This window comes from Vibrio quintilis, assembly GCF_024529975.1.
GTDB classification, from domain to species: domain Bacteria; phylum Pseudomonadota; class Gammaproteobacteria; order Enterobacterales; family Vibrionaceae; genus Vibrio; species Vibrio quintilis.
The window spans coordinates 2238726-2254579 of record NZ_AP024897.1 but is presented as its reverse complement, the minus strand read 5'-3'; the positions used below and the strand labels follow the sequence as shown (position 1 = coordinate 2254579).

The following is a 15854-nucleotide window of genomic DNA, read 5'->3' as shown; positions in this document are numbered from 1 at the left end:
GATAAAAAGTGTTGTCAGCATCAAAATAAAGCAAACGTTTGGCTGCTGATATGACTACTCATGCTTTTGTAAATATTTATCCGGTTTTTATGAAATATATTTCATTTATGAAAAGTGTGTATTAAACGGGGTGGTGGCAGGAGCGGCTTCATTTATGAAGCCGCTGGTTAAAAAGAACAAAATGAAAAAATGAATATTTATTTCAGGGTAGCCTGCTTCATTTCTGCGACAAATGTTCTGAGTTTTTCTGTGAGTTTCGCTTTATCTTCCTGGCAGGACTCAATGATTTTGACCACGGCTGAACCTGAAATTGCACCGGCTGCACCTGAGTCAAGCGCCTGTTTGACCTGAGCCGGCTGCGAAATACCGAAACCAAGCAGGGCCGGTGGTGCATTATGCTGTTTGAGTGACGCCAGCAGTGTGTCGACCGGCATATTTGCTTTGGTCTCAGTGCCGGTAACACCGCCACGGGAAAGCAGATAAGTATAGCCCTGACTCATCGCTGCCACAGACTTCAGCATTGCGTCATCGGCCGTTGGTGGTGCAATGAAAATCGGCGCGATGTTATATTTTTCAGCAGCTTCGACAAATTCCTGGCCTTCATTGGTTGGGACATCGGCAATCAGCACGGAATCTACCCCGGCTTGTTGACATTGCTGGTAGAAATGTTCAATACCACGGGCATACACCAGATTGGCATACATCAGTAAACCAATAGGCAGATCCGGGTATTCTTTGCGCAGTTGTGCAATCAAAGAAAAGCAGATGTCCGGTGTGGTTCCTGCGTCCAGAGCCCGGATATTCGCACCCTGAATGGTTGGGCCGTCTGCTGATGGGTCTGAAAAAGGCATCCCCAGTTCCAGTGCATCTGCACCGCCTTCAGCCAGTGCTTTCATGACGTCGAGTGAGGTCTCCGGATCCGGATCGCCAATCGTGACAAAGGGGACGAATGCACCCTGATTTTTTTCTGCAAGCTGTTGAAATAGTGTTTCGTAGCGGCTCATTACAGCTCTCCTTTTTCTTCCAGAATTTTGTGGACAGTGAAGATGTCTTTATCTCCGCGTCCGGATAAGTTGACGATCAGAACCTGTTCTTTTTCAGGTTCAGCTTTGGCCATTTTCAGGGCATGTGCCAGCGCGTGAGAGGATTCCAGTGCGCCGATAATGCCTTCATGGCGGGCCAGATCCTGGAAGGCGTCCAGTGCTTCATCATCAGTGATGTTGACATATTCAGCTCTGCCGGTGGCATTTAAATAGGCGTGCTGCGGTCCGACAGACGGGAAATCCAGCCCGGCAGAAACGGAGTAAGACTCTTCCACCTGACCATTTTCATCCTGCATCAGCGGTGCTTTCATGCCGAAGAATATCCCGGTTTTCGCATGCTTGAGCGGAGCGCCGTGCATCGGTGTATCCACGCCTTTACCACCCGGTTCAACCCCAATCAGGCGAACATCCTGCTCATCAATAAAGTCAGCAAACATGCCAATGGCGTTTGAACCACCGCCGACACAGGCGATCACCGCATCCGGCAGACTGCCTTCACGGGCCAGAATCTGGTTTTTGGTCTCTTCACCGATAATCCGCTGAAACTCGCGGACAATGGTCGGGAACGGGTGAGGGCCAGCCGCTGTGCCTAACAGATAATGGGCGGTTTCGTAAGAAGCAGACCAGTCGCGCAGTGCTTCATTACAGGCATCTTTCAGCGTGGAAGAACCGGAATGTACCGGGATGACTTCAGCGCCCATCAGACGCATTCTGAACACGTTCGGGCTTTGGCGTTCAACGTCTTTCGCGCCCATATACACCCGGCATTTGAGATCCATCAGGGCACAGGCAATTGCGGTTGCCACGCCATGCTGCCCGGCGCCGGTTTCAGCAATAATTTCTGTTTTTCCCATGCGTTTGGCCAGCAGAACCTGTCCAAGTACCTGATTGGTTTTATGAGCGCCACCGTGAAGTAAATCTTCACGTTTCAGATAGAGTTTTGTTTTGGTGCCTTTGACCAGGTTCCGTGTCAGTGTTAATGCTGTCGGGCGTCCGGCATATTCCTGGAGTAATGACATGAATTCGGAGCGAAATTCAGGATCCTGCTGTGCATCTATGAATGCCTGTTCCAGTTGATCAAGCGCAGGAACTAAGATCTGGGGAACGTATTGTCCTCCGTATTCGCCGAAATATGCGTCTAATTTAGACATAACTTTGATTCCTTGTAATTCGTTAACTGCTTTTGTTGCGATGGTGTTCAGTAATTTCTGACTTGCTGAAAAACCTGTTGTATTTTTCGGGCATCTTTTATGCCGGGGGCAGATTCAACGCCTGAGTTGAAGTCTAATCCGGCACAGCCAAGGGAGGCTGCGTGTTGGGCATTGTCCGGTGACAGACCACCTGCCAGCATGACATCTGATGTCCGGGGAAGCTGCGTCCAGTCGAATGTTAAACCGGTGCCGCCGGACTGATTGCCTGATTTGGTATCATAGAGGTGGCGGTCAACATGGTGCAACAGTGGCTCCGGAACGTGGTCGCTGACACCGTAGGCTTTCCAGATAGCCACAGACGGATCGAGCCGGTCACGGAGGTGACTGACATAAGCCTGATCTTCGTGACCGTGTAACTGAACCGCATTCAGTGAAAGCTGATGTGCGATATCACATAATGATTCAGCCGGCATATCACGAAAGACCCCGACATAATTTAACGGCGCGGCATCGATCACGGTTTTTGCCTGTTCTGCCGTGACGTAGCGCGGAGAGGTTTCCACAAAAATCAATCCGCCATAGACCGCACCCGCCTGATAAACCTGAGCAGCATCCTGTGGGCGGGTCAGGCCGCATACTTTATTTTCTCCGAGCGTGACCCGGCGTACTGCAAGTTCCAGATTTTCTTCAGACATTAACGAGCTGCCGATTAAAAAGCCATGCGCATGCTGTGCCAGCTCCCGTACCTGCTGGTTGGTATAAATTCCTGACTCGGAAATGATGGTAATCCCATCCGGAATTTTGGGCGCCAGTTGTTTAGTCCGGTTCAGGTCTGTGGTCAGATCCCGCAAATTGCGGTTATTGATCCCGATGACTTTTGCATTGAGAGCGAGGGCGCGTTCAAGCTCTTCTTCATTACTGACTTCGGTTAAAACTCCCATATTCAGTGAATGGGCGACGTCAGCCATGTTGCGGTAAGCATCGTCCTCTAGCACCGAAAGCATCAGCAAAATCGCATCGGCCCCGTAGTATCTGGCGAGGCTGACCTGGTATGGATCCAGCATGAAATCCTTACACAATACAGGTTGAGTGACCTGATGGCGTACCCGGGGTAAAAACTCAAGATTTCCCTGGAAGTATTTCTCATCAGTTAATACCGAAATCGCGTTCGCGTGGTTGCGGTAAACGCAGGCGATATCATCAAGATTAAAATCTTCGCGGATCAGTCCTTTTGACGGAGAGGCTTTTTTACACTCCAGAATAAAGGCAGTTTTGCCCGTATTCAGTGCGTCGTAGAAGCTTCGGTCAGACGGTGAAAGCTCATCCTGAAATGAGACCAGCGGCTGGGATTGCATGCGTTCTTCCAGCCAGATTGCTTTGTCTTTGACGATCCGGGCCAGTACTTCAGCCATCTCGGTATGCCGGGTTGAAATATGTTCTGATAATTGCTTGTCCATGTGTTTACCCTTGCGCTGCAAGTTGTTTAACCAGATGAAATGCCTGACCGGTTTGCATGACATGCATAGCTTTGGCGGCATTTTCTTTCAGGTCTTCCTGTCCGAAGAGACGCAATAATAGCGCAACGTTGACGGCGACCGCAGACATTTGAGCTTCGGTTCCTTTCCCGGTAAGAATATCTTCAATAATCTGACGGTTTTCTTCAGGTGCACCGCCTTTAATTGATTCCAGCGGGAAGGTGTTCAGACCAAAGTCCTCCGGTGTCAGTGTGTAACGGGTAATTTTCCCGTTGTGGATTTCCGCAACCTGAGTTATACCGTGAATCGCGACTTCGTCCAGACCTGAACCATGAACGACCGCCGCCCGTTTCATGCCCATTTTCAGCATGGTTTCTGCGATGGGCTGAATTAACGCCGAATCATAGACACCCATCAGTTCGATATTGGGCCGCGCCGGGTTAATTAACGGGCCGAGAATGTTGAAAATGGTTCTGGTTTTTAATGTCTGGCGAACCGGCATTGCATGGCGGACACCGCCGTGATACTGCGGCGCAAATAAGAAAGCAACGCCCAGCTCATCAATCGCTTTGCGGGTATTTTCCGGCGTCATCGCCAGATTGATGCCAAATGCATCCAGCAAGTCGGAAGAACCGGATTTACTGGACACGCTGCGGTTTCCGTGTTTGGCGACTTTCACACCACAGCCTGCGGCGACAAAAGCCGCTGTGGTTGAAATATTGATTGTATTTGCACCATCGCCACCGGTTCCGACAATATCGGCAAAGTCGTAATCTGGCCGGGGGAAAGCGACAGCATTATCCAGTAACGCCTGTGCTGCTCCTGATATCTCTTCTGGTGTCTCACCTTTAATTTTCAGTGCGGTGAGTAATGCTGCCATCAGAAGCGGTTCCATCTCACCGCGGATAATCTGCTCAAATAACTGATAAGATTCCTGCTGGGAAAGCGGGGTTTGCGCATACAGTTTATCGATAATAGCTTGCATGATGTTTTTACCTTTAATTCTGTTTCAGTCGACATGTCGGGAATGAAAAACAGCAGATTACTGCAGTGCCCATTCGATGGTATTTTCCAGCAATTGTGCACCGTACGTGGTCATAATTGACTCCGGATGGAACTGAAATCCGCAGACTTTATCCTGCTCGTGAATCACTGACATAACAAGGCCATCCACTTCAGCCGTTACTGTTAAGCTGTCCGGCACATGTGTTGCGACTAATGAGTGGTATCTGGCAATCGTCAGCGGGGAAGGCAATCCCTGATAAACCTGATGTGGCTGGTAAGTCATTAATGAGACTTTGCCGTGGACGATTTCACCGGCTCCGGCAACTTTGCCGCCATAAGCTTCTACAATCGCCTGATGCCCCAGACAGATACCGATCACCGGCACTTCGCCTTTCAGAGTCTGAAGCAGTTCCGGCACGCAACCCGCTTCTGACGGAATGCCGGGACCGGGAGATAAAACCACTACCGGGGTTTCTGCTGCGCGGACCGCGGATACAATCCGGGCCGCTTCAATCTGGTTACGGTAAACAGTTACCTGATGACCAAGAGAACGGAACTGATCAACCAGGTTATAAGTAAATGAATCGAAATTGTCGATAAAGATAATGTGAGCCATGATGCTGATCCTTTATTTTCCTGATGAAAGCGTATGTGCTGTTTGAATTGCTGAAATAACAGCCTGAGCTTTGCTCCGGGTTTCATCAGCTTCCGCCTGTGGATCGGAATCATAGACAATACCGGCGCCTGCCTGTACGTTGGCGATACCATTTTCGACGTAGGCTGAGCGAATCACGATACAGGTATCGAGGTCACCTTCTCCCGTCAGGTAACCAACAGCACCGCCATAACTGCCGCGGCGTTCTTTTTCTACGGACCGAATGAGCTGCATCGCTCTGATTTTTGGCGCACCGGTGAGTGTGCCCATATTCATACATGCCTGATAAGCATGTAGTGCATCTAAATCCGAACGCAACTGGCCGACAACCCGGGATACGAGATGCATCACATGGCTGTAACGATCAACTTTCAGTAAATCGGCCACATGTCTTGAACCGGCCTGAGAGATACGGGCCACATCGTTACGTGCCAGATCGACTAACATCATGTGTTCTGCGTTTTCTTTCCGGTCACAACGCAGGTCCAGCTCGATGCGTCCGTCCAGATCAAGATTGATCGAGCCGTCCGGATTTTTACCCCGGTGGCGGGTCCCGGCAATCGGATAGATTTCAATCTGGTTGGAGCTTTGATCATATTTCAGAGCACTTTCCGGAGAGGCACCGAACAGCGTAAACAGTTCGTCCTGAATATAAAACATATACGGGCTTGGGTTGTTATCTTTCAGCTTTTTATAAGCAGTCAACGGGGAAGGGCAAGGCAGGCTGAATGTCCGGGAAGGCACGACCTGAAAAATATCGCCCCGGACAATATAGCCTTTCAGATCTTCAACGATGTCACAATAAGCCTGATCGGAAACAGAAGGTGTGACATCTTCTGAGCTGAGTGGCGGAAAGTCAGGCAGTGGTTTTAAATCTTTACACTGATGTGTAATGGCTTCGAGCCTTGCCGTCACTTTCTCTTCTGTGCTGGCGACCGGATTAAACAATGTTCCCCGGACCTGACAGGTCTGGCTTTGATGGTCGACAATCATCAGTGTTTCAGCGACGTAGAAAACATAGTCAGGACACTTGTTTTTTCCTTTTACTTCTCCCAGCGGTTCAAAGTTTGCAACTAAATCGTAAGCAAAGACACCCCCGAGAAAAATGGCGTATCTGTCCAGATCAGTCCGGTCAAAGCTGTGCTGAACCAGGCGAAGCGCATCAAATGAAGAGGATTCCCTCAGCCGGCTGTCTTCATCGAGTGTCTGATCCGGTGCAGAAAAAAATAATGACAGGGTTTGTTCCGTCTGCCCGGTTTGTATGTCTGCCTTAATATTTTTTGCCAGATGGCTGATTAAAGCCTGGCCGTTTTCTGTCAGCGCCTGAAAGGTGACTTTATGCCCTGTACAGGTAATCCGCACGGCTGCATCAATTAACAGCAGACTCTTTAAATTGGCTTTGGAATCAATTTCGGCTGATTCAAGCAGTAAGCTATCCGTCTTTTTTTCACACAGTGTATGAAACAGGACGGTCGGATCGGCATGATAAGGCATGCTTGTCGTGACCAGGCGGATGTTACCCAGTGTATTAATATGTATGGTGTTATTCATTTGATAACCCTTAAACTCCTGACATCACATGACCTTGGTCACGGGTGATGTATTGCTGTACGTTGTTATGTTTCGGTGAATTTCGTTGTTAATTTTTCGTTAATGTTGTTAGTTTTGACTGAAAAAAGCAGAAAAAAACCCGCAAATTGCGGGCTTCTTAATTTCATTCAGATCAACAGGCAGCCCGCCGTGAAAACAGGTTCAGACGCCACCAGCCACCAGTAAGAACGGGGGCATTTGTGCGGGATAGCGTGCATTTCAGATTCATCGTGAATTCCTGTAACATGGAGCGGCCTGTATTCGTTCGTGTATTTTTGTACTAGTAAACTAGTGCGGCAGTAAAAAGTCAAGCCTTTTGTTGGTAAAAATAAAAATGAAAATAGATTTACATAGTCACACCACAGCTTCAGACGGACGTTTGTCGCCGGAAGCTTTGATTGATCGGGCTGTTGAGCGTGGGATCGAAGTGCTGGCAATCACAGATCATGATTGCATTGACGGGTTAGAGCGGGCTTCGCTTCATATTCGTCAAAATCAGCTTCCTTTATGTCTGATCGATGGCATTGAGTTATCTACCGTTTGGCAAAATAAAGATATTCATATTGTCGGGCTGAATATTGATCCGCAGCATCCGGCGTTGGTTGAATTGATGAAAGCGCAACGATCCCGCCGGCAGGAAAGAGCGCGTATGATTGCTTCCCGGCTGGAAAAAGCGACCCGTCCGGGAGTTTTCGATGAAGTGTCTGTGATTGCCGGAGATGCAGCGATAACCCGGGGACATTTTGCAATTTGGCTGGTAGAAAACGGGTACGCTAAGTCAATGCAACATGTATTCAAAAAATATCTGAGCAGAAATTGTCCGGGTTATGTTCCGCCTGACTGGTGTTCGGTTGATGATGCGATCGAAGCCATTCATGCGGCAGGAGGTCAGGCTGTTCTGGCACATCCGGGACGTTATCAGCTCAGTGCTAAGTGGCTGAAGCGTTTGATTGAAGCGTTTCGTGATGCTGGCGGAGATGCAATGGAAGTGGCTCAGCCACAACAAGGCACGCAGGAAAGGCGCAATTTAACCAATAATGCGCTACACTACGGCCTGCTAGCGTCTCAGGGGAGTGATTTCCACTATCCATCTCCCTGGCTGGATTTAGGCCGAAATCTGTGGTTGCCTTCTGATATTGAACCTGTATGGAAAGATTGGGGTTTTCCCCCATTTGTTAGCGTCGTTAATGACGAGGAGTCGTAATGAGTCAGTATTTTTATGTCCATCCTGAAAACCCGCAGGCCCGGTTAATTAACCAGGCTGTTGCGATTGTAAGAAATGGCGGGGTGATTGTTTATCCGACAGACTCAGGATATGCATTGGGATGTCAGTTGGAAAATAAATCCGCACTGGAGCAAATTTGCCGGATCAGGCATTTGAATGATAAGCACAATTTTACTCTGCTGTGCAGAGACCTTTCCGAATTATCACTCTACGCACGTGTCGACAATACCGCGTTTCGTTTGTTGAGAAACAATACGCCCGGACCTTATACCTTTATCTTTAAAGGGACGAAAGAAGTACCAAGACGATTAATGAATCCGAAAAGAAAAACCATTGGTATCCGGGTACCGGATAACCGCATTGCACTGGATTTGCTTGAAGCCTTGGGTGAACCTCTGATGTCGACATCTTTAATCTTACCTGGTAAAGACACCACTGAGTCTGACCCTGAAGAAATCCGGGATATGCTGGAGCATTCGGTTGATGTGATTCTGAATGGTGGTTATTTAGGGGAACAGCCGACGACTGTCATTGACTTCAGTGAGAGTGAAATGATAGTTCAGCGGCTTGGTGCCGGCGATCCAACACCATTTGAATAGCTCCTTGTATTATATATAAGACCTGTTGACTATTGAATTTTTCATGGTCCGGTGACAATCAAAACAGATGCTTTTTAACTTGTGATTTGAGATAATACGCGGCCGCGGTAAAAGGCCGTATTTTTATTCGACGTCTGAGAAGACGACACAGCAAGGTAAATCAATGAGCGAAAAGTTACAAAAGGTTTTAGCAAGGGCAGGTCACGGTTCACGTCGTGAGCTGGAAACACTGATTCGGGCCGGGCGGGTTAGTGTCGATGGTAAAGTGGCAATTCTGGGTGAACGTCTGGAAGATGAAGATGCCACGGTCCGGATTGATGGACATACTGTTTCTGTTAAAGCTCAGGAAGATGTGATTTGTCGAGTCCTTGCTTATTATAAGCCTGAAGGTGAGCTTTGTACCCGTCATGATCCTGAAGGACGGCGTACCGTTTTTGACCGGTTACCAAAAATCCGGGGTTCCCGGTGGGTTTCTATCGGAAGACTGGATGCGAATACCTCAGGGCTGTTACTGTTTACAACCGATGGCGAATTAGCCAACCGGCTGATGCATCCGAGTCGTCAGGTTGAACGGGAATATCTTGTTCGTGTCTTTGGCGATGTGACCGAAGAGATGATAAAGAACCTGGTGAATGGTGTGACGCTTGATGATGGTGTTGCCCGTTTTGAAGACATCGTTTATGCCGGTGGAGAAGGAATCAATCATACCTTCTATGTGGTGATCAACGAAGGACGTAACCGGGAAGTCCGCCGGTTGTGGGAATCTCAGGATACAACGGTCAGCCGCTTGAAGCGGGTTCGCTATGGCGACATTTTCCTGGATAAAGCGCTGCCCCGGGGAGGATGGGTTGAACTCACTCTGAAAGAAGTCAATTATTTGCGGGAGCTGGTTGAGCTTAATCCGGAACAGCGCACAATGATTGATGTGTCTAAAGATAATACCTCCCGTAAACGTGAACGTTCGAGAAGTCAGAAAATTCGCCGGGCTGTGAAACGACATGAAGAACGAATCTCCAGTCCAAAGGGCAGAAATGCAAAAGCCGGTCGTTCAGGTAAAAGTTCTGGTCCCGTAAATAAACGTTCCCGCTAATCTTTTAGTTTTCCCCCGGAAGATAAGAATAAGAGCGCTCCAAAAGGCGCTCTTTTTACATCTTCATCCTTGGTTAAAGACGATAGTTTCAGTCACAATTGCCATTGGTTCAGGAACTGTGAGGATCGGTGGTTGCCACTCCAGTTGCCCTGTGTTTGAGTTGATGTGAAAGATAACGACAGTGTCACTGAACTCCCCGCTGACAAACATCAGGTGTCCTTCTGCATCAAAGGTGATTGATCGTGATGATGTGCTGTGCGCTGGTTCACTGGCTATCCACGTGAGCTTTCCGGTCTTTTGAGCAACTTGAAAGACCGAGATCAAATCAACGCCACGGTTAAGTACGTATAAAAACTGACCCGAAGGGTGAATTTTAATATCTGAAACGTTATGTGGCCTTTCCGGTTCTGACTTGACGAAACTTTTGATGGTTTCTATCTCAGTTAACTGACCATTTTCCGGATTGTAACGGTAGGCCGAAACGGATGCCTGAAGCTCATTTGTGACATAAGCAGTATGAGATGCTTTATGGAAAGCCATATGCCTTGGTCCGGCACCCTGAGTCGTCAAAGTTTTCTGTTGTAGCTTTAACTGATTGTTTTTGAAGTGGTAACAGCAGATTTGATCAATCCCGAGGTCGGTTACATAGAAGCTATTTGAGTTGAGGCTGAAGCCAGTCCAGTGCGGGTGAGGTGATGTTTGCCTTTCAGGGTGGTGGCTGCTCCCCGAGTGATGAATCTCATACCTCAATATCCCAAGTGCACCAGATGGCAAGATGGCGTAAATGCCCGCCTGACCACTTAAATAGTAGGCCACGGCCAGTAAAGAACCTTCATCATTAATACTGATATGAGCAGCACCTGCCGGGCAGTCATCCAGAGAATTTATCAGTTGTAAGTCGCCATTATCCAGAATCTGATAAGCATGGATCTGACTGAAACCTTCCCCTCTTAATATTCCGTAAAGAATTGGTTTATCAGGGTGTTTGATCAGATAGGTCATTCTGAGCGGGGCTGTTTCCTGAGCACAGGCCAAATAGCAAACGGTCTGATTTTCTACAGAAAACGCTGCTTTAAAAATACCGTGCTGACCGGCAGCGATCCAAAGCCGGAGGTCATGTTCTTTCCTGTCTGAGTTGTGATGTTCTGGCATGTGTCGGTTCTGGTAGACATTCTGTTTCATGATAATGCATTAAACAGGAGCTGGATTGAAGATGCCACCGCTTTTTGTGTGATTATTGATTTATAAGTGATTAAAAACATAATTTAATCTGACGAATATCAATATTTTTGAAATTGTATGCTCAAAATTTTGAACATTGTTTTATTTATTCAATATCTTCTCTTATAGTATCTGTAGTCTCAATTGAACGGTGTTCAAAATTTTGTGAGATACTAACAATTAATGCAATATTTAAGAAAAGGAAATAGCCATGAAAATTACAAAATATCTATTGTTGCCCTTGTGTTTATCAGTTACTGCTTCCGTATTTGCGGGAGAGTGGACTGAGAAACTATCGGTGGAAAGTGTCTCAGATTTTTACGATGCTAAAGCATATCAACAAGGCGCTGAAGTGACATTTAAAACAGCTCCGGTTACGGGTATATGTCAGACTGAGTCTAAATCAGCAGGTTTTACCCAAGATATTGAAAGTACATATGTGGAATATGAAAAAATGTTAAGAAATGCACTAATGCATCATAAAAAAGTTCAGGTATATATTGCGGAATGCTCTGAAGGGAAGCCATTAATTGCTGGGGTAAAAGTAACAAGTGACTTTGCTTTGTAGCTTTTGACGGGAAAGTGTAGATCAGTCTGCACTTTCTCTGGCCAAATGTGACAAAGTATATCTATACAGTTAACCTTTATATCAATTATACGTCGTTTTTTTATCCCACAGATTCCTGCTTTTGATGGAAATATCAAATTCATAAATGCACATCGTTTTATTTCATAATGTTTTGCTGTATCTTTCTTTTTGACCCAATTGAACAATGTTCCTTTGGGCTGACTTTATTCATGCATCTTATAAAAAAGGAAATTTTTATGAAATTTATGAAGTATTTATTACTCCCTCTATCATTATCTGTCGCAACTTCTGTTTTTGCCGGATCCTGGTCTGAGCCTGTCTATGTGACTGGTTTAACCGAATATGCGGATTCTGTTACTGGTGACGAAGGAGTGTACGTCACTTTCAATACCTCTGTGAATACAGAAGCCTGTCAGACAACAGGAAGTAAAGTTGCTTACGGTGTTGTCAGCGATCTGGGTAAAGAGCTGGTTCTGAACTCTTATAAAAAAGGAAGTTATCTGAAAGTATATCTTGATAAGTGTCGTTATGATGGTCTTGCGGTGATGGGGGGTGTACAAACATCTGCGCCGGAAACTAACCATGATAGTGATCCAGAGTAATTAAATATGCTGCTTTACTGATGTAAGGCATTGTGTGATGCAAAAAGTGCAACCATTTTGGTTGCACTTTGCGTATGTGTGTTAAAAATATCGATTTAGCAAGCTAATCTAATCAGAGGTTAACCTGAATTGTTTTGCTGGTTGATGCGCCATCGTTGTCTGTCACAGTGAGTAATACATCGTATTGGCCGTGAGAGGCGAAGGTTGTCGAGAAGGAAACGCCATGTTTGACTTCTCCATCCGGTAAAGTCCACTGGGTATCAACGATACGGCCACCCTGATCCCAGCTTGTTGACCACATTGAAACTTTCAGGTCATTTTTTACATATCTGGCCTGAGCAACCGGTGCAGTATTCGGATCGGTGACTGTGACCCATTCATTCAGCGTTTTGGTTGCTCCCTGATCATCAGTCACGGTTAAAGTCACCCGGTAGGTACCTTTTTGAGCATATGTCCAGGTGGGTGATTCTTCTGAACTGGTTTGTCCGTTACTGAAGTCCCAGAGATAACTGACAATCTTACCGTCACTGTCTGAACTCAGATTGGTTGCTGTGACTGTCAGATCATTCACCTTCAGGTCAAAAGCAGCTTCTGGCGCAGTATTTGGTGTCGATGTTCTGGAGATTTTGATCAGGCCATATTCATCATTTTCACCCTGTTCCAGAACATCGATCTGTAAACCGAAGTCTGACAATAGACGGCCCGCATCCGGCTGGTCCGGATCGCTGTAATCTTTATTATCAGCAAAATCAGGTGTACCAATCAGGCTGTTATCTTCAAGAATATCGCCACTGCTGTTTTTCAGTGCCATCGGAGCCTGATCTTTCAGTGAGAAGGCGGCATCACGAACCTGATAACGGGTTTGTGCAGCTTTTCCGCTATTGGCCCAGACAAGCGCATTCTGATCGGCATCGACAACACCTATCCAGCCTTTCCCCGGATGCTGACCGACCCAGTTATCCGTCAGTGACTCATCAACATACCAAATCAGCAAGCCGGGTTCGAAAGACATCAGCTGACCAAAGCGGTTGATATGGCCCAAACCGCCATCAACACCGTTGTGGCTGCGCCATTGCAGCAGGTAGTAATGATCTGCTAAGTGATATCCATTGTTCAGGCGGAAGCCATCAAAGGTAAAGCTTGGTGTACTTTCAGCGTCGTCAATTGCTGTGGTTACACCGTCAGCATCCAGCACAAGGTTATCCAGATAGAAACCAGCCATCGCCAGGCCGCCATCGGTAATATATTCAAAACCGAGTTCAATATCCTGTCCGGCCCACTGGGATAAATCGAATTCAGCATCGATCCAGCCATCTGATTTTCCGGAAATTGCAGGCACAAGTCCGGTGGTTTGCGGATCATCCATTGTGGTGATGTTTCCTGCAACCGGTTGACCATTGACTGTCACTCTGGCGAAGTCATAGTCTTTTTCTATCTGATACCATGCTTTGAACTTCAGGGCGACTTTTGATGCTGCCGGAATGGTTAAAGTCCGGGTCATTTTATTATTCAGACTGTCACCTTTATCGGAATAAAAGTCATAGTTGCCTTCGTAAGGTGCAAGGTCTTCAATCTGTTTTTGCGGCAGAGGAATTTTAATCAGATTCTGATGATCAGTATCGGTTGTCTGGCGGAGTTTGATGACTTTGGCATGCTTATCCAGCTCATCCAGTGAAATTTGTTTGTCGTCAATCCAGTTGCCGCCGACAGCATCCTGCAGGAAGGCTTTACACCATGCTGAGAAAGATGATGGTTCTGTACCGGGGACTTTGCCGGCCCAGCTGCCCGAAGACATAATTGACCAGTAGGAGACTGGTTCACCTTTACCGGTATATTGTGTGTCATATTCATCCGGTAATCCCAGATCATGGCCATATTCATGTGAACAGACCCCGGCAGCAGCATCAATTGGCTGCATGGTGTAATCGTAAGCTGCGTATTGTCCGTCGAAACGGCCCGGTACTGTACTTTGTGTGCCTTTCAGAACGTAAAACTGGCCAAGATTATGACGATGTGACCAGATTGCATCTTCTCCGAGTGCACCACCGCCTGCTTCTTCACCAACGGAAGAGTGGAAAACCATCAGGTGATCGATAACGCCATCCGGTTCACGGTAATCCCCGTCACCATCATAGTCATAACGGTCCTCGATATCATAGTCTGCCAGATTGACACTTGGATCTTTTGCCAGCTGGTCAAGTGCTTCGCGGACCAGTTGCTGAGGATTGAGGTCATTGCCGCCGGATGCAGTATGGCCGCCATAATAAGCAGCGTTATGAGAGGCATGATACCAGCCCAGAACTTTACCGGATACACCATAACTGTCGCCGGATTCCTGATGGTAGTATTGGCGCATTGAAATCAGATTTTGTCCGTCTGGCCCTGTATAACCGGTGTCAGAGAACAGCAGGGTCTGATAATGGTCGGGCGTGTAGCTTTTGTAGTACATGTCCGTTAAAGCCGGGGTTAATTGATTGTCATCCCAGGGTAAATCAGGAAAATCGATTAACAGTGCAAGAATTTTATCATTACGTTTCTGACTGACATCCAGTGCAAAGACGTTTAATTTCTGGCGACCTTGTCCGGCTTTCATTGCTTTCAGAACTTTCGCCCGGTTTAAAAGCGCTTTCTTTCCAAGCTGGTCATCGCCTTTAAAGCCGGCATTAATTTTTTTTGCAAGGTATTTTCTTAACGCATCGTGTTTAGCTGCATCTGATGCATGACTGTCGACAACGCCCTTGCGAACCAGCATTTCGATAAGTTTTTCTTCGTTCACAATCCCCATATCTGCTGGTGCATGGGCATGAACATAACTACTGACACCAAAACAGGTCATCATTGCCGTTGCAAGCAATGTTTTCCTCATTTTTATCATTTTATAATCCTTCTTGATTTTTTGTGTTTACTTATAGCCAACTGAGCCTGTTACTCCGGAAGAAATAATTCAAAATAAGCAGGTTTCGTTGTGTGCGATGTTATTTTTTATGAGGTGCAATGCACGTCTTAAAAGAAGTCGAATCTGATTTTTCTTGTGGCGATTTATCTTTCCGGGCTTTCTTATTCAGATAAATACGTAATGCTTCTTGTTGTTCATCGTAGGTCAATCCTTTACAGATTACGCCACGTTGAATAAGTGACTGAAGTAATTTCTCATCCTGAGGTAGTGATCCGGAATAAATCGAAGGCGAGAGAATTAAAGCCAATAAAAATGCGATCCGTGCTTTCATATTGAATGTAATTTTTGTAATCATTTTTTATAAAATATATTCATATTCACGAAAATTCAATCAAAATTTAAATTAAATTCATGGATCGATCATTACAGGTAATTATTTGATTAATTTGTTTTTTATCATTAATTTATTGACAGATAAATTAATTGTTTAAATAGTAATATTGATTTTGTTCATTATTAAGCATGCTTTAAATGTATATACCCAAGCAACCTGAAGATGCAGGATTCAGCGTGCAGCCGAAAGGTACAGTTCAAGAAAAGGGAATGCAGGAATGTCCCCACCTTTCAAATTCTCTTGACGCAGAAATGTGCCTTTCAGCTCACGCCCTGCGGGTGAGTTTGTCAGGCTCTGATACGGCGTGACTGATTTTCAA

General features: G+C 46.4%; 14 protein-coding genes. 5 read left to right on the top strand and 9 right to left on the bottom strand.

Features of this window, described 5'->3' with window-relative positions; genetic code table 11:
* Positions 1-197 precede the first annotated feature (197 nt).
* The 6 genes from trpA to OC443_RS10495 are packed head-to-tail and all read right to left on the bottom strand — an operon-like array spanning position 198 to position 6880.
* Positions 198-1004, bottom strand: coding sequence for a tryptophan synthase subunit alpha (trpA, locus tag OC443_RS10520; protein ID WP_073584000.1), 807 nt, complete (start codon positions 1002-1004; stop codon positions 198-200).
* Positions 1004-2194: a tryptophan synthase subunit beta gene (gene trpB / locus OC443_RS10515; protein WP_073583999.1), complete on the bottom strand. Its 1191-nt coding sequence runs from the start codon at positions 2192-2194 to the stop codon at positions 1004-1006. Before trpB ends, trpA begins: the two co-directional genes overlap by 1 nt.
* Positions 2195-2241: 47 nt before the next feature.
* Positions 2242-3651, bottom strand: a complete 1410-nt coding sequence (trpCF, locus tag OC443_RS10510) for a bifunctional indole-3-glycerol-phosphate synthase TrpC/phosphoribosylanthranilate isomerase TrpF (protein ID WP_073583998.1) — start codon at positions 3649-3651, stop codon at positions 2242-2244.
* Between the two features lie 4 nt (positions 3652-3655).
* Positions 3656-4654 carry an anthranilate phosphoribosyltransferase gene (gene trpD / locus OC443_RS10505; RefSeq protein ID WP_073583997.1) on the bottom strand — a complete coding sequence of 333 codons (999 nt, stop codon included), beginning with the start codon at positions 4652-4654 and terminating at the stop codon, positions 3656-3658.
* Between the two features lie 57 nt (positions 4655-4711).
* The gene (locus OC443_RS10500) at positions 4712-5290 is read right to left on the bottom strand and encodes an aminodeoxychorismate/anthranilate synthase component II (RefSeq protein ID WP_073583996.1); all 579 of its coding nucleotides are present in this window, start codon (positions 5288-5290) and stop codon (positions 4712-4714) included.
* A 12-nt stretch (positions 5291-5302) separates the two neighbouring features.
* Positions 5303-6880, bottom strand: a complete 1578-nt coding sequence (locus OC443_RS10495) for an anthranilate synthase component 1 (RefSeq protein ID WP_073583995.1) — start codon at positions 6878-6880, stop codon at positions 5303-5305.
* Positions 6881-7253: 373 nt separating this feature from the next.
* Here OC443_RS10495 and rnm point away from each other — a divergent pair, with 373 nt between their 5' ends.
* The 3 genes from rnm (at position 7254) to rluB (ending at position 9833) form a co-directional block, all read left to right on the top strand.
* Complete coding sequence (gene rnm, locus OC443_RS10490) at positions 7254-8123, top strand: RNase RNM (RefSeq protein WP_073583994.1); 870 nt, start codon at positions 7254-7256, stop codon at positions 8121-8123.
* A complete protein-coding gene (locus OC443_RS10485) occupies positions 8123-8743 on the top strand; it encodes an L-threonylcarbamoyladenylate synthase (protein ID WP_073583993.1) in 621 nt (206 codons plus the stop codon). The genes rnm and OC443_RS10485 overlap by 1 nt, the downstream gene beginning before the upstream one ends.
* A gap of 163 nt (positions 8744-8906) precedes the next feature.
* Complete coding sequence (gene rluB, locus OC443_RS10480) at positions 8907-9833, top strand: 23S rRNA pseudouridine(2605) synthase RluB (protein WP_073583992.1); 927 nt, start codon at positions 8907-8909, stop codon at positions 9831-9833.
* A gap of 63 nt (positions 9834-9896) precedes the next feature.
* Here rluB and OC443_RS10475 read toward each other — a convergent pair whose 3' ends face one another.
* The gene (locus OC443_RS10475) at positions 9897-10985 is read right to left on the bottom strand and encodes a lactonase family protein (RefSeq protein ID WP_073583991.1); all 1089 of its coding nucleotides are present in this window, start codon (positions 10983-10985) and stop codon (positions 9897-9899) included.
* 280 nt (positions 10986-11265) lie between these two features.
* Between OC443_RS10475 and OC443_RS10470 the strand changes: the two genes are divergently transcribed.
* Positions 11266-11622, top strand: a complete 357-nt coding sequence (locus OC443_RS10470) for a hypothetical protein (RefSeq protein ID WP_073583990.1) — start codon at positions 11266-11268, stop codon at positions 11620-11622.
* Between the two features lie 257 nt (positions 11623-11879).
* The gene (locus OC443_RS10465; RefSeq protein WP_073583988.1) at positions 11880-12245 is read left to right on the top strand and encodes a hypothetical protein; all 366 of its coding nucleotides are present in this window, start codon (positions 11880-11882) and stop codon (positions 12243-12245) included.
* A gap of 112 nt (positions 12246-12357) precedes the next feature.
* On the opposite strand, the gene OC443_RS10460 is transcribed toward OC443_RS10465, so the two are convergent.
* Entirely contained in the window at positions 12358-15120 is a 2763-nt protein-coding gene (locus tag OC443_RS10460) for an immune inhibitor A domain-containing protein (protein ID WP_073583986.1), read from the bottom strand.
* A gap of 100 nt (positions 15121-15220) precedes the next feature.
* Positions 15221-15496 (bottom strand): hypothetical protein, encoded by a 276-nt coding sequence (locus OC443_RS10455; RefSeq protein ID WP_315985762.1) that lies wholly within the window; start codon positions 15494-15496, stop codon positions 15221-15223.
* Between the last annotated feature and the right edge of the window lie 358 nt (positions 15497-15854).